Source organism: Hydrogenophaga sp. (assembly GCF_025699295.1).
Classification (GTDB): domain Bacteria; phylum Pseudomonadota; class Gammaproteobacteria; order Burkholderiales; family Burkholderiaceae_C; genus Hydrogenophaga.
Window position 1 is genome coordinate 88868 of sequence record NZ_JAILWB010000008.1, and the last position, 23860, is coordinate 112727.

The following is a 23860-nucleotide window of genomic DNA, read 5'->3' on the forward strand; positions in this document are numbered from 1 at the left end:
GGCCTGCAAACCGGCCTTTTCTTCAGGAGGCGTCGTCTTCATCGAGTTCGCCGAAGCCGCTCGGACGGGGGTAGCTTGCGCGCTCGCGCAGCGCCACGCGAACCAACAAGGAGTCGAACTGCTGTTCGATCTCGCTCTGGGTGGTTGCAACGATTGACGGGATCGGCGTCAGCACATCGATGTGTTGCGCGGCATCGGTGATGCTGGCGAGTCGGATGCGAGGGACGAACACGTCACGTTCACTGATGAGGCAGGCGCTCACCGCGGCTTGTCGCTGCGCGAGCGCTTGTACACGCAGCGCGTCGTGCATGTCGCTGATGTCGTGTTCGCTTGGCGCCCCTACCGTGGGAGTGCCGTTCTCCGTGCATGCTCGCAGGTGAGCCATTTCCAGAGCCTCCTCGAATTCACTGCGCAGACCGTAGTCGAGTTCGCAGCTGCTCCACTGGGAGTTCTGGTACCGATGCGTGACGGATGCACCTTGCTCGTTCGCGCTGAGAACGTACAGCGGCTCATGGGGAGTTCCAGGTGCGAAGGCGAGGTGAACGATGCTGCTGCGGTCCAGCGCCTGGGCGGCGGCTTGCTGCTGCTGCTGCGTGCCAGCCTGCGCGAAGGCTTCGCATGCCGCTGGCATGGGAGCCCAATTGAAGAGTTCCCTGTGCAGCGGGTGCGGGGCGGCAAGGGTAGCCAGAGGGTCTATCGAACGGGCACTGATGCAATCGAGGTCGAGGCATGCGCTTGCGTCGCACTGCGTTGCGGTTTGCGCATCCACGCGGACTTGCGGGTACACGCAGCGCAGCAGCACGGCAGTGCCGCTCGGATAGGCCTTGGCCGCGCCGGCGCGCGCCCGTTCATTGGAGACGAGCGCGAGTAGCAAGTAGCGATTCGCAAGGAAGCATTCGCGCAGCGATGGCAGCAGCAATGCCGCCTGAGAGTTCTTGTCGTTTGGGGTGGCTGTCATGGTGCGATCGATTGTGGAAACGCATTCGGTAGCGCGCCAACGAATCGGTCCAGTTGCGCTTGCGTCGGCAAGGCGCTTCATTCACGTGGTGAGCCGCTTCGGTTGCGTTCACCTCTCTGTTGCGATAGATGCGCGTGCGTCTTGTCAGGTCCCCTGTCCAGCGGCGCACAACTGCAGGCCGGGGTAGCGGTCGAACGCCCAGCGGGGTGAGTCACTGCGGCCCTGTGCGAGCTGTCGCAGCACCCATCTGCGCAATCCCACATCCGTCATGGGGCTGTCCCCCAGCGGTTGCATGACGCTCTCGCGCTCCTGGCTGAGCACGGTCGCAAAGGAGAGCATCTGTGCGTCCTGAAGCCGGGCCATGGCCGCGTGCACCTGGGCGTCGGTGTTTGCCGCTTGAAGGATGTGGGCGCCGTATTCGTTGATGACCAGTTCTGAGCGCGCGCATTGCAGGCCTTCGCTTGCCTGGACATGCAACGCTTGCAGGGCCTGGGCGCGGATCTCACGGTTGACGATGGGCGGGATCCCCATCGTGTGCAGGAAGGCACATTGCATGGCAACCTCAGCCGCGCTGATGGAGCCCAGCTGGAAGCGCTGGCGGCTGGCGCCCTCGACGACGGTGGCCAGCGAGTGACCCAGTTCGTCCATGGAGACAACAACAGTGAGGGCTTGTGGGCCACTGGTCTGCGACAGCGAGAAGGCAATGTGTACGTCGCGGTAGCCCTTCTTGCGGATGACAGGTAGCTGCAACTGCAGCATGAGCTCGCACTTCAAGACCCAGGCCAGCGGGTTTGCGGAACTCGTGTCTTGGTTGCCTGGTGCGCGGGCTGTATGCACCAGTGCGTGCAGATCTATCTCTCGCACGCTGAAATCGGCCTGCCAGTACGGGGAGATGAGTACACCCAGAGTGCGGGAGGACTCGCGCGAGTGCCGTCCGGGGGGTTGATCCAGGCTGCGCTGGCGCAGATTCTGGCGAACGAGCGCGCACGCCAGATCGCCGTAGAGTTGGTGCGCCTGGTGCAGCGGGTGATCGGCGGGGGGCAGAAGATCAGCCCCGGGGACCTTGGGCTGGCGCAGGCAGGCACGCATGAGGGATGTGAACAGGAGGCTTCGGCTCGCCCCGCTGCTTCGGCGAGTGCTCTTCTCGAGCTGCACATATTCGCTGCGCGTGTACTCACTGAGCATCGGCGCGAGTTCGGCGAAGCTGCTTGGCGTCTGGTCCACGAGGGGCAGCGTTGGTGCGAAGTCGTTCATGCGGGGGGACAACTGGGAGGCGCGGTTGGTCAGGCGGCTTGGTTTGGCGTCCTGAACGTGGAATCACCTTTTGGGCGTAGGGCAACGATAGGGACCGCGCGCGTGAGCCGAGCCCGGTCTACGTGGCTAAAAGGGTCCGTAGACCGGGGTTGCGTGGGCGCAATGACGCCCGGTCTTAGCGTCTGCTGCGGGGATGGGCTTGTCCGCCTACGGCTTCTTCCGCTTCTTCGGCCAGGGCCGCGCGGATGTCGGCGATCAGATCGATGAAGCGCACGCGAGATGGGTAGTGGCGAAAGTTTCCATTGGGCAGCTCTCGCCCGACGCTCCAGCCCGGCTCGAAGGTGTGCACCTGCACGTAGGTCTTGTCGCTCAGGGCGATCTCGCCATCCACTGCGTCATCGGCCTCGCTGACGCCGAGCACCCCAATGCCTGTGGCGCGCAGCTTGGCGGCCAGGGTGTTTTCGCGGCTTGCCACTGCGTGTTGCTCGCTCACTGGATGCGGGTGATGGTGGCGAGGTCGCCGGCAGCGGGCATGGGCGGGACCATGGGGATGGAGTCTCCCACGGCCATGACGCTGGGGCTCAGGCCGGTCAGTTCACTTTCGGTGAGGCCGTGTTCTTCCTTGAGTGAGTCGCGGGTGACATACCCCCATTTGCCGTCGTTCTCGTCGTAGCCGCGCAGCCAGTCGATGCGGTAGAGCGGCCCGCCCTGGGCGTTGGTGCACGCCACGGCGATGTTGTACGGGTCTCCTTCCATGTGCTCGAACAATTCGCTCACGCGCTGGCGCAGCGCGCCGGCTTCGGCATCGTTGAAGGTGCGCTCGCCGCTGTGCATGTTGACGATCTCATCGAGCGGGTCGTCGAAGTGGAAGGCCAAGCCGTCGCGCTCGAGGCTCATGCAGAACTGCTCTGCCTGGGCGCGGCTGGAGATGGGCCGCAGAAAGTACTCGCGGCCTGCGCGCACGTTGTTGGCATCAGGGGCGCGGTCATCGGGCGCGGCGCCCGCGGCGGGGGAGGTTGTGGTCATCGTGTCCTTGAATGTGCCCACCAACCGGGGGGCTTGCGTTCAAGGTACGCCACAAAGTTGCTTTGTCTAGGGGGCGAGAGCGCGCGGTGGTAGCCAGCCGCGCTTTGATGGGCGAGGATAGAGTTTCGCGTTCTGAGTTGCCGGCGTTTGAAGATGGCGCGCGCGCTGGCGGGCGCTTTGTCCGTGAACAATGAGAGGCCAACGCATGCCCGAGCAGATGACCATCGTCGCGATCGAGGATCTATTGGCCGTCGAACCGCAGGAGCTGAGCAATTGCTTGCGGACGCTGCAGGCCTGGGTGCTGCGCACCAGGCGGTTGGTGGCCCATGCCGAACAGCAAGGCGTTGACCCGGCGATGCTCGTTCTGGAGCCCTTTCGCTGGTCGCCGCGCGAAACGCGCGCGCGCGAAGCGACGGCCGCCCCCGTGGGTCTGGACACACCGGTAGAAGACCTTGGCTTGCGTCGCGCGGCGGTCTTTGAGATGCGCGAGCGCAACCTGGTCTGCCCGGAGGACTTCGCGCTGGCCAGCGAGGACGAGTTGCTTGCGATGAAGGATGTTGGTCAAACCAGCGTCGAGCACCTGCGCAGGCTGCTGGGTGAGCACGGGCTTGGGTTTCGGGAGAGCGACCACCCATTGCACGCGGCCCTCGCCCAAGCGGAGATTGCGCACAAGACGCCGGCGGCACAGCGCTGCGTGAGTGATGCGAGTTCGATCTCCCAACTGGGACTGCGGCCTGCGACCGTCACACGTTGCCTGGAACGCCACATCGACACCGTTGGCGCACTGCGCGCGATGACGTTGAGCGAGTTGTGGGGACAGTTCGGCAAGATCACGCTGCGCGAGCTTGTGCTGACGCTTCGCGGCGTGGGCCTGGAGTTGAACGAGGCACCCGATCAGTGGGCGCTGTGGAAGTTTGGCGTGCTTGAGCCCGATGCCTTGACTCGCCCGCACGATGAGGACGTGGTGCGCAACCTGGCCCCCTGGGTTGGCATGTCTGTGGTCAAAGCGCTGGAGCGCGCCGGCGTGGCTACTGTGGGCGCAGCGCGCGACGTGAGCACTGGACTTGGCCGTGGTGACGCAATGCGCGTGAGCGGGCTTGGCGAAACCGGAACGAGCAGGCTGCGTGAGTTCTTCGGTGGTGGACGGGCCGTGCACACCCAGGCCAAAGCTGCACAGACGCTCCTGCCGTGGCCACGCTGACGGAGCCCCCTCGAATCCATCGGGCCGCCCCTTGGCAGGGGCAACTAGCCGACTGGGCGCAGCGGCAGTGACCTCAACTTGCCAGGAGTTCTCCTATTTGAGGGGCGCGCGGCTTTGCCCCTTCCCCAATATGTGCATCCAAGCGTCTTGGCGTCGGCCGAGAAATCGGCCACCATCTGCGGGCGGGAATGCATGCTGAGGTGGGGCTGGGTGGCGCCGCATGCCCGCCCCGGCCTCCCACCGGCCGCCGGACAAGTCACCAGGCGACACACATGCGCTGAATCCTCGATGAGGCGGCCTTTGGAGGGAACCCATGAGCGATCGCACCTTTCAGGCCCCCCGTGGCGCTTGCACCTTCGCGCTTGCGTGCGCCGCCACGCTGCTGAGTGCCTGTTCCGGGCACTTGTACACGGTGGAAAACGCGACCCCAGATACCACTCCATCGGGCCTGAAGTACCAAGGCATCCCTGTCTACGCTCAACTCAACGTGATTGAGTTGTACCAGCTGCGCGCCCACGTCGAGGACAAGACAGGCAAGCTGCTCGGCACGGCTGCGGAGAACACCTGCGTGCCCTTGCTCAAGCAGGTGTTTTCCGTGCGCACCGACTACAGCAAACGGATGTTCGTGCGCTATGAGCCGGGGGCCTTCGACAGCAGCAAGTTTGCGCTCAAGCTCAAGGACGGGGCGCTGGAGTCGGTCAACGCAGATTCAGACTCGACAGCTGGGCTGAAGAACCTTGCTGCAATCTTGCCGTTTGTGACGCCTCCCTACGGAGAGAAGACGCCCTCGGACTCTGCCAGCATCGCATCCGTGGACGGAGCCGATGGCAAGCCAAAGCCCGACACCGACTCGGCGAAGAAGAAGCTCGCCTGCAATGCTGAACCCAAGCTGATCGGTCTGTATGAGGCCCCGGGGGTGCGCAGCTTTGACGACCTGGTGAAGGCAATTGCCGACGCCGAAAAGGGCTCGAAAGGCAAGACTGAGGATCAGGGCGGCAACCCCGGCGCGAACAAGGGAGCTGGCACCCCTGGGATGCCCCGCGCCACTCAATGAGGCGGCCAGAGCGCATCCGCCCCAAATCCCCGGGAGGATGTCTTCTGTCCATCCGGCACAACCCGCGGAGGTGGACTTGACGCACGTCCCGATCTCCTGGCCGCGCGAGTTCGCACGGGTGGTGCGCTGCGCATCGTGCACCAAAGCGCACAGTGCCAAGCTGCTACGCGACGACGCAGAGAACGTGCCCCAGCCAGGGTACGTGGGAGCGAACTACGAGGCGCACCGCGTGCTCCTAGTCGGGCAGAACCCGGGCACGCCCAAATCGCTGTCAGCTGAAGACCTTCCTTATACGGCCGCCTTGCGCACCTTGCGCGACAACCCCAGCGAGGGAGCGTACGAACAGCTACGTATCCAGCTTGAGTCTTTCATTGTGCGCTGGCCTGTGCACGGCAACTATTTCCCATTGCGCGAGTGCGGGCTGAGCCTGGAAGACATCGCCTACACGAACGTGGTGCGCTGCCGCACGCAGGGTGATGCGGCGCCATCGCGCGCGTTGACCGACAACTGCGTTGTCACGCATTTCGAGCGCTGGCTCGATGTGCTCGCGCCGCGCATCGTGGTCTTCATCGGGAAGTGGGCTGCCGACCACGCGCGCGAACCGGTGGCCAGTCGCGGTATTGCCTTTGTCTACATGAACCGCCAGCGGAGCCTGAGCGGCGCCGAGCGCAGGGCCAATCGGGATGCGGTGGTGGCGGCGGTGCTCACCGCTAGGGCGTCGGGGTGATTGGCCAAGCCCGAAACTCATTCGTCTCAGTCCAGGCCTCCACCAGCTGGTTGAACGACACGCGCGCGATGTACCAGCTGGCCAGATCTCGCCATGCGGCCTGCTGCAGGTTGCGCACCTGAGCGGCAATCTCGCCCAGCGGCTTGGTGCGCAGTGGGTGCTTGGCCTCCAGTGCGTGAAGAAGCACCGCAGGCGCGGCGCTGGAATCTGTGGATGGGCTGGCGCTCATGGGTTTGATCTGGCGGGTGAGGAAGATCTTTGTGCGTGCGATCAGGCTACAGGAGCCCTGCTCGGTGTCCAGTCAGCGTAGGGGCATCGTCCAATCAAAACTAACTTTTTGGGCTCTGGAGGCCCGACCCAGGCATATGCCGCCTGGTCGCCAGCAGATCGCGCAACTGCATCTCAAACCGGGCCAGTTCTAGCGCGAAACCGCTGACCTCGGCGACCTCCGCCTCATCGCCCTGGCGTTCTGCCCGCAGGGTCACAAAGTGACTTTCCGCCATTCGCATCTCCACCTGCGCTCAGACCTGCAGATTCAGCTCGAGATAGCTGTCGCGCTCTTCTTGCGCTTGCTCGACATGCACAACGTCGACGAGCACGCCCTCGTCGAGCTTGAGCAGCCTGGTCGCCGTGCGCTGCAGCAGACCGAGCTCGTACATCACTTGAGGGGTCACTTCCTTGTCCACCAGGAGCCGAACTGCGTCTCCCGGCAGCAGGCGAACGCCCTTCGCGGCCTTCCCCGACAGGTACATCGATCGCACGTCCAGGGACTGCGCAAGCGCCTTCAACCCGTCGCACGACTGAAGTCGGTCGAGCCATGCCTTGGCGCGCGCCGTCTGCTCTTTGGACTGCGAGTACACGCTCCCGTTGTAGGCCCCCGTGACGGAAGGACGCTGATGACCCGCCTCCACACTCACTTGCCGCGCTCCCTCACGAATCACCTCCGCGTTGGCGCGGTACACCGACATCTCAACCGTGCTTTGAACCGGCGCTGGCAGGCCCGTGAGCTCCTGGTAGCGACGCTGGGCGTACATGTGCCGCAAGCCGTGTGGCACAACCCCCATCCCCTTCTTCGTGATCCCGTACTTGCCGCACACGTAGTAGAAGTGGTTCTGCATCTGCTCGTAGTCCTTTCCAGGGACCGCCAGGCGCAACAAGCGATGGTTGCGGGCCAGCCGCTTGGCTCGCTCCAGTGCGTCTTGCTGCCACGCACGCAGCGTCGGATCTTCCGAGAACGGCACCGTCCTGGATTTCCCCCCCTTTGCGCCGCCGCGCGAGTCACCCCTGATGTGCAGGAAGTCTCCCAGATCCCCGCTGACCGGCTCCGCGTGAGTCGCTTCGGCCGCACGAAGGCCAAATGCGTACTGCAGTTCCAGGCACATCGCCACAACCGGGTGTTCTTCACGCATCTTCTCAATCACCTGCATTGGATCGACTCCTTTCACCGACCAGGTCTTCGGCTCCAGAGCCACCTTGCTGGTGCGCATGGCCACCAGATCAATCCCGTGGTCGTTCAACCAAGTGAGATACGCGCCGTCGCGCGGCACCACTCCAGGGCGATTCATCAGCGTCGTCATCACCCGAAGGCTGCTCACCTTGTTCTGAATCGTTCCGTACGACTGGCCCTCCTTCACCCAGCGCTTGATCAAGGCAAGAACATGCTTGCGCCCCACCTCGCTTAGATTGCGAACCGTCATTCGTTCCTCCTTCAGTTCGCGCATGGCTCGAATCAGTGCTTCCTTGTGCTGGGTCTGCGTTGTTTCAGACATGGAACGCTTGCGGCCCGTGCCTGCAGGAAGATTTCCCTTTTCAAACAGGTAGATCACCTGCGCAATGATGTCGTGCTTGTGCACGTGCTCCGCGCGTTCCGCCACAGCCGCCAGGACGCCCGTATGGCGTTTCCTGTTCGCGGCCGTCGTCTTTTGCGCTTTCAGGTCTGCACTGATCTGGCGATTCACTTCCCTAGCGCGCGCGCGCTCCTGCAAGCGGCGCTCGCGGCGCCCCTCCTTCGACTCGGGCAGATCGCCACCATCTCCAATGTTGGTTTCCTCTTTCGCCATCAGTTGCTCCTCATCGTTGCGGGGTCGACCCGGGTCCCAGAATCCCAGCGCCTGCGATCTGCGTCACGCTGGTGCCACCAGTGAATGCGTTCTTCCCTTGCAATGGCTCCGGACCGCCCATCAAGGCCTCCGCCGCAAAGGCAACAGAACAACGCACGCACGTCAACATCGAGCCTTTCGGCCCCTCTACAGATTGGGTTCCAGGTTTTGCGCCTCCTGGCAGGCATCTCTCAAGTCTTGGTCCTTCGCCGGGTACGTTAGTAATCCATCCTGCCGTCACGGGAAGCGACTCCGTGGGGCAACCCTCTTGCGAGGGGCACCCTGAACCAGTGAGTGGGTTCAGGGGGGGTAACTGACCTCCAAGGTCAGGGCCGTTTCCGGTTGGCCAGCCTCAACCAGCTATTCGCTGATCTCGTGACTTCACTTGCCAGGAGGACTTGTCCCCTGACCCGTTCCGCTCGCGCTCTTTCCCGTCATTCCCTTTGTAGGCCCCTCTGGGCTCCCAGCTCTGCCAGGCGGATTGACTTGCCACTCAAGGTGGGCGCGTGCGTCGGCACGTGAAGTAGTTGCTTGATACCCCGAAGGGTCGCCGGCTCAGGTGCTTCTGTAGAGAACAACACGTGAAGGCGGGTCCAGTCTTTGGACCTGATGGATTGCTAGAGGGCTAAGCCCCAATGGGGCCGCCACTTCCTGTCCGCATCGCGGGACAAGCCGCTGGGTCACTGACCCGGTTTCGGACCGCTTGGTCCTGGCGCGTGCCTCTCAAAGTGGAGAGGTACGGCTTGCTCCATCTTGGGAGCGGTAGAGGCAGGCGCTGGGCCCGCGAAACATCACGTGGATGTAGTGGCTCGGACTCTATCGGCCATCTTGAGAGGCTGCAACCGAATCGGGCCAGCTGTTGGCAAGTGTTCTTGCACTCGGAGGTTGTCCACAGTTGCACGGCGACTCTCATTCTCACGATCCTTCCTTTAGCGCATCCCGGCAGGGCTTGTAAATACAGGGCCTTGTCATCACTCACTCTTCGATGGTTCCCTTGAATCTGCGCCTTTCGTGAGGTGTGGACAACCGGCCCACTGTTGGCTCGATAGCCGCGTCAAGAGATGCGGACTGCATGACGTGTCGTGCTCTTCAAGTTGGGGAAGGCCTGGCTCCGAATGTGTGGTCGCCCGACTCTGCTGGCACCCCTGCAGGGGCGCTCGAACCGCGCCCACATGTGGTGTGAGGCGGGAATCAATCTCGGAATGCAGCCCTAGTACCGAAACCCCCCTCTTTCGGTATCTGCGAGCCGTCGCACACGCGGCGAAATACCGAACCCCCCCCTCTTTCGGTACCTACGATCTGCGGCAAGCGCCGCGAAATACCGAAACCCCCCCTCTTTCGGAATTTCGTTGACGATTTTCTGGCGCGCGCGCCAAAACTGGACCGGATCGCGCGACAAGCCTGCTCAGTTCTCGAAGAATTCCCTGTCCGCACACGTTTGTGCTTACTTGAAACAGGAGAGTCCCTTGAAACGCGATCTGCCCCTTGCCTACGGCGCCCCACGCGCTTCCATTACCGTGGCCACGCGCGCCATCGATGTCGGCTACGCCAATACGAAGTACACCCTTGGGCGCAAGGTGATCTTCAATGAGGCCATGATTGAGACTGGCACCTTTCCATCGATCGCAGCATCAATCCCTCGCAGCCGCAAGCTGGAGTACAAGCCTGGAGACCAAGCGAGCGATGGGTGCCTGACTGAAATCGACGGAGCCCTCTACTTTGCTGGCAAGGGCGTCGCTATGCACTTGAAGGGCTCACAGCCTCGTCACGTCCTTGCCGACTACAGCACGACTCCGAACTACCTTGCCCTCATGCATGGTGCGATGCACTACATGCTTGAGGACGCTGGCAACCCGCAGGAGCTGGTGATTGAGCACCTGGCTTTAGGACTGCCCCTGAATAACTACTCTGAATACCGGACCCGCCTCGTCGAACTCGCGAAGGGCACGCACTTCATCGGATCTGTCGACAGTGCTGCCGGCACTCGTACGGTGCGTGTTTTGAACGCTTACGTCCTGATGCAACCGTTTGGCGCTCTTGCAAACCTCGGGCTCACCCAAGGCTTGGGCCTTGAGGGTTGGAACCTGGTGATTGATGTTGGAGGTGGCACCGTCGACTACCTCGTTTCCAGGGATCGCCAGCCCAACCTCACGCGTTCTGGTGCCCACTCCGGTTCGATGCTGGAATGTGCGCATGCCGTGGCCAAAGAGATCGATCCTGGCTTGGTGAAGAACTACCAGATCGTTGAAGAAATCGACCAGGCCATTCGCCTGCGCGCTGAAACCTTCGAGGTTGCTGGACGGACGTACTACTTGGCGAACTATGCGGCGGCGATTGACGCCGTCTTGCGCACCGCCTACGAAGCGATGCTTGCGAACGTCGGCGACTTCGCGGACTTTCGAACCATCCTGATCTGTGGCGGTGGCGCCGAGGTGTTCCACAGCTTCTTGGTCCGTCATGTTCCTTCGCTCGAGCGTCGGATCAAGATGGATGCTGGCGCGATCTTTTCGAATGTGAGGGGATTCCACATTGCGGCCGAGGCCATCAGTGAGGCGGCATCCGCCGCGGTCTGAGAGAAACGAGGGATACGGACATGGACACCTTGCCTAACGATGCCGGACACGGCCAGGATGACGATGACGTCGTCTCCGAAGTTCGCGTTACTCCCCGGATCTACAAAGACGATCCGTTCGGTGTTTACGAAGTCCTCATCGGCATCTCACCAAAGAAGCGAAACGTCGTCGCTCGCGAGTTGATGACTCTCGGGCTTGTGTTCTTGCGGCAGAAGCACGGGCCGTCTGATTCGCGCGCGGTACCGCTGTCCATGGGGCACATGGCCAGTGCGTCCACTTTGGGGGCAACACCTGTGCGCAAGTCAGCCAAGCGGCGCGCGACGCCTGTGGTTGCGACCGCGGAGGCGGCTCGAGACGCCAAGGATGGAGCGGCCGCCTTCACGTCGCTCTTCGGGGGCGCCCTGGACGCGATGGCAGGGACAGAGGTCGCAACGGGTTGATGGGAGTCAGCACATGAGAGGGCCGGCTTGTCCGGCCCTTTTCGTTTCCGGGCGCCCTTGACATCAAGGGGATCCATGAGAACCTGATTGCATCGAAACCAAGTTTCTGGACCTGAGATGCCCTACCTGACCCAACTCGACCTGACTGCCGCCGATTTCCGCCAGCACTGCGAGCTGGAGCCGGCAATTGCGAAAGAGCCTCACTGGCTGCTGAGTGCTCTCTATGGCCGCGACCTGCTGAAGATGAAGCTGCGCCTGGTCTCCCCCGGCATGAGCGTGCCGGATTGGAAGCATGCCTCCTACCTGGACCCGCAACTGGAACGCATGGTCGACGAACTCGGCTTGCGCGACGCTCCGAAGCCGCGAACCCTTTGTGAGAAACTCAGGTACATCAAGACTGCTACTGCGTCAATGGTTGCCTTGAGCAAGGGCGAGCCGCTTCCCGCTTGGAGCTACGCCTGATCGAATCGAACATCCTATGAGCACCTTCCAATTCATTCTTTCCTGCGTGGTGGGCATTGTCATGCTGGTCACGGTTGCCGCCCTCACCCCCGGGCGCGGTACGACGAACCCTGAACCCGATGAGGACGGTGGGGATGACGATGCTCGCACCCGCGTCGACCGGGCCGTTACGCATGATCACGGGTCAATCGATCGTTTCGGCAACCACGACGACTACTGACTCAGCGCCTTCCTTGGGCGCACCTTCTTGTCGTCGGGCTCAGACGGCGCGCGAAGGCCAAAAAAAAACCCCGGCACACGAGATGTGTGGCCGGGGTTCTTCATTCCGCTTGGCGATTGACCCGCCTCGTTAGAGGCTTGGGCTTGCGCTGGAGCTTAGGGGAGTTCGGGGGTCGCCTTCTTCTTCGGCGCCTTCTTGAGGACCGTGACCTTGGCTTTGAGCCAGGCGCGATCATCAATGGCGTCGATCAGATGCTCGCCCACTTCATTGAAGTGCACGTCCTCGATGCGGCGTGGCTCCTGCTCGGGGCCGGCGCTCAGATCGATGAAGTAGGTGTCGGAGGCACGGTCGTAGCCGAGCATCACGGTACCTTGGAACTTCGCAGTTTTCACCTCGGCCGTGATCGCGGGGGCGATGAGAGCAGAGTCGGACTCTTTCGGGTCGATGAAGTTGAGGTTGGTGGCGCCGGCGTCCACCAGCACGTTCACCACTCGGCGCATGCCACCGTCGACACGCAGCTTCTCCATCTGCTCGATCATGTCGCGGAGATAGGGATTGCCGATCTCGGTGTAGGCAACCGAGAAGCGGTCGTTGATCGCGAGGTAGCGCCCTTGCCACTTGGCCGGGAAGAACGTCTCGGCACCGGTGAGCATGATGGTGCGGCTGCCGCGGTCACTCGGATCGTCGGAACCATCGGCGGCCGTGCCGTCGAACCGGCGCAGCTTGTAGAACTTGACTTCTACCTTGTCGCCAACGGCAACCGGTGCGCTCAGATGCTCCGTCGCCACGACACAGAAGGAGGATGGGCCGCTCTTGATCAGCGTGAACTGCTCGTCCTGCTCGACCACTTTGCCTTCAGCTGGAGAGAGGTAGTTCACTCCGCCGAGCATGTTGTGGCTGATCTCGCCTGTGTAGGTGGACCATTTGTAGCGACGGATGTTGGCACCCACGTGGGCGCTGATCACGGACTTGAGCCAGGTGGCGGCTTGTTCTTTGAGGTTCATGGTGTTTTCCAGTAGAAAACGCCGGAAGCCTCGTACCCGACCGGGTAGTGAGGCTACCCGGCGGGTTGGTTGAATGTCGCCACACGGGCGACGCAGTGCGGCAAAAGCCGACAACGAAGAGGATTTTTCCTCAGGCGGCTGCTTGTGTCGCTTTGATCGGCTCAGTTGTGCTGGTGCACATGGCCTCCAGCCAGTCCTGGCAGTAGGCGGCGCCGTGCACGCCGTGCGTGCGCACCGCGCGAACTCGCGTCATCGACACGTTCATCTGTCTGGCCAGGCATTGGATGGTTTTGCCGTGTTGTCGCATCAAGCGGCGTACCGCCTCGGGCGACAGGTGATCAGGGCTGGAGGGCCGGTTCAACTGGCGACTCGCTGTCGTAGAACTTGCGGGGCACGTAGTCTTTGATCGGCCAACCGTGTTCGGTGCTGAGCTCCATGGCATAGGCCAGGGCTCGCGAGTGTCGGCCGTGATCCCCAACGCATTCGACGCCGCCGCCCTTGAGGTGGACGTAGACGGAGAAGAACGTCGGGTTCTCGTAGTCGGGTTCGACGTAGCGCTGATCGCTGCCGTCCTGGAGCAGGTCGCTCACGGGTTGGATTTCGATGGCGTCGTAGAGGTGGGTATGTCCCTGGACGATGCCCTCGAAGAAGCGGTCATCCAGGTCCGGGGTGATGGTGTTGGTCATGGTGGTACCTAAGGCAAAAGGCGCACCGCCCAGCAGGTGGTGGTGCACCCGATGGGTTGAGTTGATGGCTGCCATGTGGGCAGCGAAAACGGCTGTGCCGGATTCCTTCAGCCCCCGGCAGGGGGGGGCTCAAGGAATCCACCTGATCGCTGGGATCAGGTGGAGCCGTTGGCGCAGTGGCGCCGCACCGGGATCAGTGCCGCATCGAGTAATCCACTGGCGTCTGATTGGTGCGGACGAGGATCCAGTCACGCATTGATTCTCGAGCCGCGGCGATGACATCGCGCAGCTCCTCGGGCTGATCGCCCAGGTCATGTTCCAAGCTCGGCACCTTGATGAGGTAGCCGGCGGGTGTTTCGATCTGAACACATTGGGCTGCGTCTTCACTGAGCAGCAGCATGGTCCAGTCGTCGAGCATGCCGGGTCGAAGATCCAGCGTTCCAGGAGGTGGGGCCCAAGGCATCGTCATGCTGCACAGACCTCCTGCACCTCGGCGCGCTGCGTCATGATGCTCTGCCCGTTGTAACTCACCTCCCCCACTCGCGTGAAGAGGCTCTGCGAGCGCTCGATCGCTTGCGCGAGCGCGATGCGTTGCAGGGCGATGACGTCACGAGCTGAGAGGCTTTCGAGTGCGCGATCGCTGCTGAACAGGATCGCGGCCGTCTGGCCCTTCTGGGTATGGCGGATAGTGAGGTCGATGCTGCCCAGATTCGCGCCGACCGTCGTCATCACGAAGCCATTGCGGACCTCGTAGTCGAATCTGGCGAGCTCGCTCTTGGCCTTTTCGTGCGTCACCTGGTAAACGCCCACCTCGCTGACCAGGTAGGTTCGGGCTTCGCCGTCCATCTTCAACGCGGCCAGCGATTCAGCGCTGTAGCGACCGTCAATGTACAGGGGCGTGAGATGGGTACCGTAGGCGCGCACGATCCAGAGGAAGGCCATGCCGGGCGCGAACATTTCGATCAGGGCCTGACGGTCGTGTTTGTAGAAGTCCTGCTTGTAGTGGGTGAGCAGCGGGTATCCCGGCTCTTCCACCACCGAGCGCATGCGCTCAAAAAGAACATCGGATGGGTGGCTCATTGCTTGTTCTCGATGGAGGGAACACGAGCCCCCTCGGGAGCTTGTGTCCCTGAGGGTTGTTGGATGGCGACGCAGGGTCGCCGAACAGTGCAGCGCACTGAGGTGGTTGGATTGTCAGAGGGAGGGCACGAGTGCGCAAGCGAGCCGGTCCAGCCGGGCTTGGTGGGACCCCATAGGGAAAAAAGAAAAGCCCCCCCACATTGCTGCGGGGGGGCTTTGGACACGTGGCCTCAGGCGGCCATCGCCATACGGTTGACGTGATTCGACACGGCCATGAATTCCCGAACGGTATTCAGGATTTGCGTGCCGCGCTTCGTCGCGAGTGCTTGCATCTTCGCGCCCGGGGTCAAGCGGTTGAACCACAGGACGTTCTGGATGGGAACACCGGCTTGAATCAGCACCGGCGTGGACAGAGGTTCACGGATCTGGGAAACGGAATTCGTTGCGGTCATGGGGACTCTCCAAAGTGTTACCGGGCACGTCGCCCCTTGTGCACTCTCCGCAGAGAAAGCACACAAGGAACGACGCGCGCCGGGAACGAGAGATCCACGACCAGATGGGCAAGTCACCAACCGGCCAGTGCCAGGCACCAATCGGTTGTGACGCCAGGCGTAGCACTGCGAGCAGCGCTACGTCTCATGGCTTGCTGCATCTGTTTCAGGCAGCGGCTTCGAAACCGAAGCCATGGGTAGAGGCGATTGCAGGAATCGCAAATGGTGCGAGCACCAAGGTAAGGGCCATTCTATGGCGCCTACTCGCCTTCGTGCATGCGTGCCGGTCGTCTCTGTTGCATCTGGCACGCTCGCCGCTGCGCACCGTCCTATGCGCGTGCATATTGCACGCTCTGGCCGCGTGGGGAAAAGAAAAACCGCCTACAGACACGTGTCTGCGGGCGGCTTGTGGGTTCGAGCCTCTCGGGCTCTCGAACAGGGCGCTTGCGCGCTGCTGAGCTACTCGCTCATAGCGAACGCTGCGAGCTCCTTCTGGCGCTGTTCGCGATTTCGGCGATTCTTCTCGACGAGCTTCTTGTTGTCCTCGCCAAGCCAGTGATTGACGACGAGTGCTGCTGCGATACCCAGAAGCATGAAGAGTTTCAGGAAATCGAGGCCAGACATGAGGTGTTGAAGCAATTGCTGCATTGTGATGTTTCCGATTTTAGGGGGGTCCCCAATAAACGCAAGGTGTGGTCTTCGCTGGGGCGCAACATTTAGCTGCGCCCGCTGCGTCGACGTGCCTCGGACCGGACCACGGTGTATGCAATGCTTCTCATGGTCTTGAGTTGCCGGGCTTCGGCTTCTTCCGCACTGTCGTTCGCCAGCTCGACCTCGCGCTCGGCGAAGCGATTGGCCAACGCGTAGAACGCGACGAACCAGGCGACGGAAAACGCCACGACGATGCCATCCGAGAACTTGTAGCCGACGAGCGCGAGAATCGTCGAGCCAAGCATGGAGAAGTCATGGGTGAGTTCTCGCATGCGACTCACGGCAGCTGCCGACTGGTCGAGTTCTTCGAACTTGCGTCGAAGCGCGGGCCCTACAGTTCGCCACAGCAGTACCGCAAGAAGCGGCACCAGTGCGACAAGCGCAAGGATTTTCCAAAGGGTCATTTGTACTCCTTGTTTTTGGTTGTGAAACCTGCCAAGGAGCACCCCTGACGGGGTGTTCCCGTCAGGGTGGTGAATGCGTGCGCTGGGGCACGCGTCTGTCGCAATTGCGAAAGGTGGCCAGAAGTCTACGGGCTGGCGCGGAGCCGTGCCAGCCATCTGGTCCAGTGCGCGGCGGCCTACTTCGACGCGAACTCGGCCGGGTCGTGTGCGCTGTGCGAGCCCTTCGATCGCTGGCTGAGGAAGATGACCGCTCCCACGCCTCCCCGAGCCCAGTACATGCCGTTTTCCTCATCGGCGATGCCGACGCTTGGGGGCAAACACTCGTCCCAGCCGTCGAATTGACCGAAGGCCGGCGCGATGGCCCAGCGCTTTGCGCTCGGCGCGTCGGGGTTGTGCACACGCTCCGCGGCCGTGGGGTGTTGGCTCACAAACCGAGGGTCGAGCAGGTAGTACAACCAAGCCTCGTCAGGCCCGAGGCGAAAGAACTGGAAATTGCAGTTCGGCGCGTGGCCAGGCGCAACCGAATAGCGAGGAGCTTCTTCGTCGCTCACCGGTTTTCTTGCCGCGGGCGTCGCCGGTTCTGGGAACAGCCCCGTTTCTTGTAGTTCCAGCTGTGATTGCTGCGTCTGGTGGCCCTGCTGCATGCGGGCGATCTGCGCCCAGCGCCTACCCGCTGCCTCGCTCTGCTGCCGTTGGTAAGCCTCTTGAGCCGCGCGGATGCGCTGCTCGCGCTCCTCCAGGCGTCGCTGCGCGCTGGCCACCAGTCCCTTCATGTCTGGGTGGAATCCCCAGCGGAAGGTCACCGTTTGGTTGATCGCGGCCATTGCGTCCTCGCGCGTGCGCGTGCCTGCGGGCCAGTTCGGCGCAACGATCAAGCTGCCGTAGGCGCAGTTGGGCGGCAGATCTTGCAGCGCCAGGACGCCACTTTCTCCAACCTGGACAAACAGCGCGAGCGGCACACCACTGTCCAGGCTTGCGGTGGCCACCGGGTGGTTCTTTGGCGCGTGCTCGTGCCACAGCAATGGGCCGACCAGCCGTACCGGCCATTGCACCAATTCGCCATCAAGCGGCAGGACAGCGCTGCTCACGCGCGTCTTGTAGTCTGGCAATCGAAGGGCACCCTTGGCTTGCATCGCGCGCAGCCACTCGATACCCAAGGCTCGCGCAAGGTTCTCGGCCCCTGCGGCGCACTCAGGACGCTCCTGCGCGGCCTCGTGCGCGAAATGCCACTCCTTCTCCTCCCCCTTTCTGGCCACGAGCGGGCTGTTGCAGGTCGGACAGAAGCAGCCACACGCAGCTCCCTTGGGGACATCGCCGACAAAGCGAACCACCCCCTGGGCGTCAAGAGCCATGATCAGAACGGATGACATAGGGAAGCGCGCCTTCCTCGCTGTTGCTCAGGGTTCGTAGCCCGACAGGGACTCAAAGCGCGTGAGCGAGTTCAAGAATGCCAGCTTGACGGTGCCGGTGGGGCCGTTGCGTTGCTTGGCGATGATGACCTCGGCCACGCCTGGCTCCTTGCAAGCGTCCTTTGTGTAGTACTCGTCTCGGTAGATGAACATGATGATGTCCGCATCTTGTTCAATGGCGCCCGACTCGCGCAGGTCGCTCATCATGGGGCGCTTGTCGGCGCGGGCCTCAACGCTTCGGTTCAACTGCGAGAGCGCGATCACCGGGCACTGCAGCTCCTTGGCCAGCATCTTCAGCCCTCGCGAGATCTCCCCAATTTCCGAAGCGCGGTTGTCGCCGTCGTTGCTGCCCGACATCAGCTGCAGGTAGTCCACGACGATGAGGCCCAACCCCCCGGTCTGGCGGGCAAGGCGGCGTGCATTGGCGCGCAACTCACTGGGCTTGAGGCCCGGGGATTCGTCGATGTGCAGCGAGACGTTGCGCAGCTTCTCTATCGCCTCTGTGAGGCGGGGCCATTCCTCATCCGTGAGCTTGCCGGTTCGAAGGTTTCCCTGGTTGATGCGTCCAATCGATCCCACGACGCGCACGGCCAGCTGCGAGGCGCCCATTTCCATGGAGAAGACAGCGACGGCCTTGCCCTCGTTGAGTGCGACGTTCTCGGCGATGTTGATAGCTAGCGAGGTCTTCCCCATGCTCGGGCGTGCAGCCAACACGATCAGGTCGCCCGGCTGCAGGCCTGAGGTCATGCGATCGAGGTCGATGAAGCCGGTGGGAAGGCCTGTGACGTCCTGCGGGTTGTCCGCGCGCGCGCTCACCTCATCGATGAGGGCGGCGACGAGGTTGGTCATCGACTGAAACCCGGCCTTCAATCGAGAGCCCTGCTCACCGATGGAGAAAACCTTTTGCTCTGCCTGGTCGAGGATGGTGGCCACGTCGCGCCCTTGCGGATTGAGCGCGGTGGTCGCGATCTCATCACTTGCGGCCACAAGGCGGCGCAGCACCGAGCGCTCGTGCACGATCTCGGCGTAGCGGCGGATGTTGGCCGCGCTGGGCACGTACTGAGCGAGCGAGTTGAGGTAGACCAGTCCTCCCGCGGCATCTTCCTTGCCGTGCGACTGCAGCCGCTCGAAGACCGTGACCACGTCTGCTGCCCTGCTAGCGTTGATCAGCTGCTCGATGGCCTCATAGATCAGGCGGTGTTCGTAGCGGTAGAAGGCTCCCGGGGTCAGCATGTCGCCCACGCGGTCCCAGGCGGCGTTGTCCAGCAGCAGGCCGCCGAGCACGCTGGACTCCGCTTCGATGGAGTGCGGGGGAACGCGCAAGGCCCCCAAGTCGCTTGGTACGTCGAAGCCCGCAGGCGGATCCTGGGGGATTGTTGGTCGTGCAGCGCGGTGCGCTCGCGGCGCCGGCGCGGCGGGCGAGAAGGTTGGATCGAACAATCCATCCGGTGGCGTGCCCAGCGAGCCGATGTCGTCAAAGTCTTCAATGCTCACTCGTTGCCTCCTTGGATTCGGCTGCGCGGCGGCGCGCTGGGCGCTCATCTGTCGTTTCTGCATCTGGAGCGTCGGCCGCAATGCATGCGATGCCGGCGGCTCGGGCAATCACGCGCAGCGCCTCCAGTGTTTTGAAGCCCGCGCGCAGCTTCACTTGCTCCTCGTCCATCTCGCGCAGCCACTGTTGGATGAGCGTGTTGCGGATGACCGATGGGCCTTGCGCGCCGCCATAGTGGATGCCGGGGACGTTGGCCGCGCCGCGCGGCTGACGGGCCTGTCCGGCGTGCAGCCCGGCGAAGGCGCGCTTGAAGACGAGGTAGACCGAGGCGCTTTCCATGGGGAGAAAGTGCTCGTTCTTCACCTCCTGCCCTGGCGCAGGGCGCTTGCCTTGACGCGAGGGGAACAGTGGCCCCTGAAGGCTGTGCAGCTTGAGGAAGGCCGAGCGCTCATAGAGCGTGGTGAAGGTGGCTGCCTTTAGGGTGAGCATGCGTTCGCGCAGAGCGACCCACGGCAACAAGGATTCGCAAAGGCGCGTGCTGAGCGTGATGCTTCGCGATTGCAGGGTGCGCGAGGCGGGCACGGTGAGCACCACCGGTGCCAGCGGCATACGCGCAGCGCAAGGGTTGTCTATAGCCGGGTCATCGACGTTGAGATCGCACGCGGGCGCTGTGCCAGGCAGCAGCGTGCCTTGGCCGGCATCCTGCATAGCCTTCAGGATGTTGAGCCCTCCTGCGCCGAGGTCTGCGAGCTTGAGGTTGATCAGTTCAGCGCAGGTGATGCCCGTCTCGGCAACGAGTGCGACGGCCGCGCGGTCGCGCAACAGCCACCACTGGCGAATACTGTCCGTGCTTGGGGCGAAGGTCTGGCGCAGCTGGCGGGTGTTTTGCAGCCGAGCGAGCAGGCCTGGGGGCAGCACGGCGCCTTGAGCATCCTGTGCGTTGTATTCGGGCTGGAGCTCTTCAAGCGTCGGGACGTCCTCGATCCAGCCTTTGGTTTTGGCGGTTGAGTAGACGCCCTTGAGCACGCGAAAGTACCTCACGCGGGTGAGGCTGGACATGCTCGATGGATTACGGGCTGGTCGGTGCTTGCGCCGAAGGCTGGGGGCTGGGCCGTCCAGAAAGGCGCGGATCGTCTCTGCGCTTGCGTCACTCCAGTGCAGCGCCTGTCCGGCGAGCCATGTGCACCAGGCGCCCCAGAGCACTTCGTTGGCGCTGATGGAGCTGGGAGCCATGGGTCTCGGCTGCTGGGTGCGGCAGATCTCGCTCCACAGCTGCACGGCTTGCAGGTGGTTGGGTGCATGCGGGTTGGCGCGGCCGCTGGCTGGGGGGGTTGGCGCGGGCGTCTCAGGCTCTCGCTCGGGCCGCTCAGGGTGAATGCGCGGTCGGCCGCGTTTGCGTGGGGCGGTGCTGCTCATGGCTGTGTTCGGGGGCGTTGACGTTGTGAGATGGGTCTGATGCCGGTGACTTGCTCGACGGCGGAAATGGCTTGATTGAAGACCTGGTGGCACAGCTTGGGGGCGAGCTTGTGCATCTGGTGCAGGTTGTTCATGGCCTTGACCTGATGCGTGAGCAGGGCTTCCATGGCCTCGATGTCGAACTCCTGGCCAAAGCGCCCATCGGGCAGTGCGCTGCGCTGGCCAGGGGGTAGCAGGGTGAGCAGCAGCAGGGACCATTGATCGGGGATGGGGGCCAGAAAGTGCATCCAGAACGGCCACTGCGCGGTGAGGGCGCCGAGGTAGGCCCGGCACTCTGGGATGGCGTGAATGGGCCTGGGGTCTTCGTTGTAGCCGTCGAAGGCGAGCAGCACGGAGCCGGCGAAGCGGCGAGCGTTTTCCTCGGAACTTGAGAGGTGCAAGAGGGTGTCCAGGCTGCTGCCCACGCCGGGCTGCATCAACTCCTCGCGTGCGATCACAAGGCAGATGGCGCCGGCATCTGTGGGGATGACGTCAAGGCTCTTGCCGAGGTAGAGGTGGGGGATGGGGCTATTCACTGGGGTACGTACGAAAACTAGGTTTCGGTGAGTTGGTCTTGAATAAAACATATATGAATAGCTAGCTGCGTCAAGCCCAACTCCCCCTCTTTCCTGATAAACCTCGTCGTTCGATGCGCCAGGGCGGCGTGGGGCTCGCGGCGGCCCGGCGCCATAGATGTGAGGTGGGCGCTAGGAGGGGGGAAGGTCGGGCAATAGGGCCCCCCTCTAACCAGGGCATCTCAGGATCGCGTGTCTTGGTGGGCGCGGGCAGATGGCTAGTTATATATGTTTTATTAGAACGGGGTGCGCCGGCGCAAACTTGGTTTTCTGCCACCGGCCACCGGGCGAGGGCCAGCCCCGCTCAACAACCCATTGCACCCCCGTTGGCCAGGGTTGTCAGGCACCCACATCGCCCTATCGTTGAAGCCTTGTTTCGCACGCCCATCAGCGATGAACTTCAAACTCCTTGACCTGCTGCGCCTGTCGCCCAAATCCCGCGCCTTCGCCCGCTCTGCGGGCACCTCCCAGTTCCATGACACCAGCGTCATGACCTACCCCCTCAGCTCGCTCACCGAGAGCGAGCAGCGCGCCCACCACGCCGGCGACCTGGCCATGCTCAACGCTGCGTTGCGTGAAATCTCGCGCCTGTCCCCGGACAACCCCATCCTGCAGCCAGAGGTCGCACGCAGCATCTACGAGAGCGGCGTCACCACATTCCGCGACCACGGCTGGAAGGCTGCCATCCATCTCGAGGTGGACCCCCACAGCGTGCACAACGAGCACCTCATCGACTTCGAGGGCCGCCGCCAACGCCTGATCACCGCCCTCGCCGCCTCCCCCATCGAGCACCAATACTCGCGCTTCCTGCTTCTGTTTCGTAAGGTCCAGATCTCCTGGCGCGGGCGCATCTACCCCACCCTGCACGCCGCCACCGCCGCCAAGAACGCCGAACTCGCCCGCCTGCGCGCCTGCAGCCTGGGTGATGCACTGGAGCAGCGCCCCGTGCGCGCGTGATCACCATCCCCACCCAAGGTCCCAACATGCCCTCTGCAAACCACTTCCAGCGCGAGTTCACCCGCCTGCGCTTTGACCACGCAAGCAACCTCGGGCAGTGCTTCATCCGCGCACGCATCAGCGCAGAACAAGTGCTGGTGCTGTGCACACAGCTGCGCGAGTACAGCGGCCCGTCCATCACCAATGCCGTCGAGTCCATCGTCACCAACGCGCTTGAGGAGCTCGCCCGCTGCAACGCCCTGGCCCCACTTGTGGCTTCTCACCCGCGCTGGCATTTCTGGCGCCGTGCGCCCAAGCCCGCCGAACTCGTGGCCCTGGCGCGCGAGCGCTTGGTCTGGGTCGAGCACTACACACGTGGCTGCGCCATTGGTCCCGACGCTACCTGGGCACTCGTGGTGAACCCCAGCGACGCTCCCCAGTGGCACTACGCCAAACCCAGTGCGCTGGCCCGGCGCTTTCGCGTGGGCGCCGACTTCTTCGACGTCGCCGACTCCAGACTGACTTTTAGCCCCTGAGCCGCATCCCGCCCGCAGCCACGGCGCCCAACAAAAAAGGCCCCCTGTCGAGAGACAGGGGGCTTTTTCTTGGAACCTCACACCGCTTGATGCTCAGGCCAGCTGCGCCTGGCGCGCACGCATCAGCCTCAGCTCAGGCCTGCGCCGCAAAGCATGCTGCAGCACCCGAAGGTTGCCGCCGAAGTTGGCCACCGCCTCGCAGGCTGGAAATGCCTGCTCGCGTTCGCTCGGGTGGGCACCCAGCAGCTGGCGCAGCGCGGCATCAGCCTCGCCTCGGGTGAGGATCGCCGCCTCGCGCATGCCGAAGAGCACGCGCGCGTAACGCCGCTCGCGCCCGCTGGCGTCAAGCTCGACCCGCGCACGAGCGGCCGCCGGCGCCAACAGATCAAAGAGACCCGCGTGCAGTCGACGCTCGTTGCCACTGCAGCCACGGCGCATCGCCTGCCCAGCTAGCGCCAGCGCCACAAGCGCGAAGATCTCGCCGTAAGGCGACTGCCCGTACGAGCCTGGCCAACTGGTCTTTCCGTGGGCCGCCAGAAGGAGCCGTGCGCGCCCTCGATCGCCCAGCAACGCGCGCGCGCTCGCAAGCGTCTCGGCCAGCGCGTCCTCGCTCACACGCGTGCCAAGGCACATGCGATTGAGCTCGAGCAAGCCTTGTGCGAGCGCATCGCTGCAGCTTTGCAGCTGGCGTGCATAGCCAGCGATCTGATGTTGGTCATGGTCATTCATGTCAATACAGGAATAGAGCCAGACCCCCCGCGCCAAGCGCAAGTGGCCCGGCAGGGGATAGATGAACGCAGCGCGCACCAAAGACGAGGCGTCCTGCGAGTGAAGGTCAAGAATGCCTTGACGAATCGTCGAAACGATAGTGCTCGCACTGTAGCGCCGCGCGCACACCGTGTCCGCTCGTGCGGTCCGCTGCCAAGCGTCCTTCCCGGCGAACCAGCGAACTGCCTTTGTGCGCTCCACCCACGCAGTTATCCACTGTTACTGGGGATAACTCGACCTCAAGCGCCCTCCTTCGCAGATCAAACCCTTGCGCGTCAACGGCTGGCATTAGGTTGCTC

At 63.2% G+C, this 23860-nt stretch carries 28 protein-coding genes; 10 read left to right on the forward strand and 18 right to left on the reverse strand.

Annotation, left to right across the window (positions count from 1 at the left end; translation table 11 throughout):
• Positions 1-22: 22 nt before the first annotated feature.
• The 4 genes from K5880_RS10025 to K5880_RS10040 all read right to left on the reverse strand — a co-directional run bounded on the left by K5880_RS10025 (position 23) and on the right by K5880_RS10040 (position 3238).
• Entirely contained in the window at positions 23-958 is a 936-nt protein-coding gene (locus K5880_RS10025) for a hypothetical protein (protein ID WP_297651296.1), read from the reverse strand.
• Between the two features lie 144 nt (positions 959-1102).
• Entirely contained in the window at positions 1103-2212 is a 1110-nt protein-coding gene (locus tag K5880_RS10030; protein ID WP_297651297.1) for a hypothetical protein, read from the reverse strand.
• 175 nt (positions 2213-2387) lie between these two features.
• Positions 2388-2687 (reverse strand): hypothetical protein, encoded by a 300-nt coding sequence (locus K5880_RS10035; RefSeq protein ID WP_297651298.1) that lies wholly within the window; start codon positions 2685-2687, stop codon positions 2388-2390.
• A gap of 14 nt (positions 2688-2701) precedes the next feature.
• Positions 2702-3238, reverse strand: coding sequence for a hypothetical protein (locus tag K5880_RS10040; RefSeq protein ID WP_297651300.1), 537 nt, complete (start codon positions 3236-3238; stop codon positions 2702-2704).
• A 205-nt stretch (positions 3239-3443) separates the two neighbouring features.
• On the opposite strand from K5880_RS10040, the gene K5880_RS10045 reads away from it, so the two are divergent.
• From K5880_RS10045 to K5880_RS10055, 3 genes are all read left to right on the forward strand, one after another.
• Positions 3444-4439, forward strand: a complete 996-nt coding sequence (locus tag K5880_RS10045) for a hypothetical protein (protein ID WP_297651302.1) — start codon at positions 3444-3446, stop codon at positions 4437-4439.
• 313 nt (positions 4440-4752) lie between these two features.
• Positions 4753-5493: a hypothetical protein gene (locus tag K5880_RS10050; protein ID WP_297651304.1), complete on the forward strand. Its 741-nt coding sequence runs from the start codon at positions 4753-4755 to the stop codon at positions 5491-5493.
• Between the two features lie 76 nt (positions 5494-5569).
• Entirely contained in the window at positions 5570-6220 is a 651-nt protein-coding gene (locus K5880_RS10055; RefSeq protein ID WP_297651306.1) for a uracil-DNA glycosylase family protein, read from the forward strand.
• Here K5880_RS10055 and K5880_RS10060 read toward each other — a convergent pair.
• Together K5880_RS10060 and K5880_RS10065 are read right to left on the reverse strand one after the other, a co-directional pair.
• Complete coding sequence (locus tag K5880_RS10060) at positions 6204-6449, reverse strand: hypothetical protein (RefSeq protein ID WP_297651308.1); 246 nt, start codon at positions 6447-6449, stop codon at positions 6204-6206. The genes K5880_RS10055 and K5880_RS10060 overlap by 17 nt on opposite strands.
• A 292-nt stretch (positions 6450-6741) precedes the next feature.
• A complete protein-coding gene (locus K5880_RS10065) occupies positions 6742-8280 on the reverse strand; it encodes an integrase domain-containing protein (RefSeq protein ID WP_297651310.1) in 1539 nt (512 codons plus the stop codon).
• 1505 nt (positions 8281-9785) lie between these two features.
• Between K5880_RS10065 and K5880_RS10070 the strand changes: the two genes are divergently transcribed.
• The 4 genes from K5880_RS10070 to K5880_RS10085 all read left to right on the forward strand — a co-directional run bounded on the left by K5880_RS10070 (position 9786) and on the right by K5880_RS10085 (position 12014).
• Entirely contained in the window at positions 9786-10892 is a 1107-nt protein-coding gene (locus K5880_RS10070) for a ParM/StbA family protein (protein ID WP_297651312.1), read from the forward strand.
• A 20-nt stretch (positions 10893-10912) separates the two neighbouring features.
• The gene (locus tag K5880_RS10075) at positions 10913-11332 is read left to right on the forward strand and encodes a hypothetical protein (RefSeq protein ID WP_297651313.1); all 420 of its coding nucleotides are present in this window, start codon (positions 10913-10915) and stop codon (positions 11330-11332) included.
• A 117-nt stretch (positions 11333-11449) separates the two neighbouring features.
• Positions 11450-11794 carry a hypothetical protein gene (locus tag K5880_RS10080; protein WP_297651315.1) on the forward strand — a complete coding sequence of 115 codons (345 nt, stop codon included), beginning with the start codon at positions 11450-11452 and terminating at the stop codon, positions 11792-11794.
• Between the two features lie 16 nt (positions 11795-11810).
• On the forward strand, positions 11811-12014 hold the full coding sequence (locus tag K5880_RS10085) for a hypothetical protein (RefSeq protein ID WP_297651317.1): 204 nt from the start codon (positions 11811-11813) through the stop codon (positions 12012-12014).
• Positions 12015-12169: 155 nt separating this feature from the next.
• On the opposite strand, the gene K5880_RS10090 is transcribed toward K5880_RS10085, so the two are convergent.
• The 6 genes from K5880_RS10090 to K5880_RS10115 form a co-directional block, all read right to left on the reverse strand.
• Positions 12170-13018, reverse strand: a complete 849-nt coding sequence (locus K5880_RS10090; protein ID WP_297651319.1) for a hypothetical protein — start codon at positions 13016-13018, stop codon at positions 12170-12172.
• A 130-nt stretch (positions 13019-13148) separates the two neighbouring features.
• A complete protein-coding gene (locus tag K5880_RS10095; protein ID WP_297651321.1) occupies positions 13149-13271 on the reverse strand; it encodes a hypothetical protein in 123 nt (40 codons plus the stop codon).
• An 85-nt stretch (positions 13272-13356) separates the two neighbouring features.
• The gene (locus tag K5880_RS10100) at positions 13357-13779 is read right to left on the reverse strand and encodes a hypothetical protein (protein ID WP_297651323.1); all 423 of its coding nucleotides are present in this window, start codon (positions 13777-13779) and stop codon (positions 13357-13359) included.
• Positions 13780-13897: 118 nt separating this feature from the next.
• Entirely contained in the window at positions 13898-14122 is a 225-nt protein-coding gene (locus K5880_RS10105; protein WP_297651325.1) for a hypothetical protein, read from the reverse strand.
• Between the two features lie 47 nt (positions 14123-14169).
• Positions 14170-14784 (reverse strand): hypothetical protein, encoded by a 615-nt coding sequence (locus tag K5880_RS10110; RefSeq protein ID WP_297651327.1) that lies wholly within the window; start codon positions 14782-14784, stop codon positions 14170-14172.
• Positions 14785-15014: 230 nt separating this feature from the next.
• A complete protein-coding gene (locus tag K5880_RS10115) occupies positions 15015-15236 on the reverse strand; it encodes a hypothetical protein (protein WP_297651329.1) in 222 nt (73 codons plus the stop codon).
• Positions 15237-15719: 483 nt separating this feature from the next.
• On the opposite strand from K5880_RS10115, the gene K5880_RS10120 reads away from it, so the two are divergent.
• Positions 15720-15995 (forward strand): hypothetical protein, encoded by a 276-nt coding sequence (locus K5880_RS10120; RefSeq protein ID WP_297651331.1) that lies wholly within the window; start codon positions 15720-15722, stop codon positions 15993-15995.
• Here the strand turns inward: K5880_RS10120 and K5880_RS10125 are convergent.
• The 5 genes from K5880_RS10125 to K5880_RS10145 form a co-directional block, all read right to left on the reverse strand.
• Complete coding sequence (locus tag K5880_RS10125) at positions 15992-16390, reverse strand: hypothetical protein (RefSeq protein ID WP_297651333.1); 399 nt, start codon at positions 16388-16390, stop codon at positions 15992-15994. The genes K5880_RS10120 and K5880_RS10125 overlap by 4 nt on opposite strands.
• Before the next feature lie 176 nt (positions 16391-16566).
• Positions 16567-17760: a competence protein CoiA family protein gene (locus K5880_RS10130; RefSeq protein WP_297651335.1), complete on the reverse strand. Its 1194-nt coding sequence runs from the start codon at positions 17758-17760 to the stop codon at positions 16567-16569.
• Between the two features lie 27 nt (positions 17761-17787).
• Positions 17788-19173, reverse strand: coding sequence for a replicative DNA helicase (dnaB, locus tag K5880_RS10135; RefSeq protein ID WP_297651498.1), 1386 nt, complete (start codon positions 19171-19173; stop codon positions 17788-17790).
• 109 nt (positions 19174-19282) lie between these two features.
• Entirely contained in the window at positions 19283-20350 is a 1068-nt protein-coding gene (locus K5880_RS10140) for a hypothetical protein (protein WP_297651337.1), read from the reverse strand.
• Between the two features lie 353 nt (positions 20351-20703).
• Positions 20704-21282: a hypothetical protein gene (locus tag K5880_RS10145; protein ID WP_297651339.1), complete on the reverse strand. Its 579-nt coding sequence runs from the start codon at positions 21280-21282 to the stop codon at positions 20704-20706.
• 432 nt (positions 21283-21714) lie between these two features.
• On the opposite strand from K5880_RS10145, the gene K5880_RS10150 reads away from it, so the two are divergent.
• Together K5880_RS10150 and K5880_RS10155 are read left to right on the forward strand one after the other, a co-directional pair.
• A complete protein-coding gene (locus K5880_RS10150; protein WP_297651341.1) occupies positions 21715-22278 on the forward strand; it encodes a hypothetical protein in 564 nt (187 codons plus the stop codon).
• A 26-nt stretch (positions 22279-22304) separates the two neighbouring features.
• Positions 22305-22793, forward strand: a complete 489-nt coding sequence (locus K5880_RS10155; RefSeq protein WP_297651343.1) for a hypothetical protein — start codon at positions 22305-22307, stop codon at positions 22791-22793.
• A gap of 93 nt (positions 22794-22886) precedes the next feature.
• Here K5880_RS10155 and K5880_RS10160 read toward each other — a convergent pair whose 3' ends face one another.
• On the reverse strand, positions 22887-23522 hold the full coding sequence (locus K5880_RS10160) for a hypothetical protein (protein ID WP_297651345.1): 636 nt from the start codon (positions 23520-23522) through the stop codon (positions 22887-22889).
• Positions 23523-23860 lie beyond the last annotated feature (338 nt).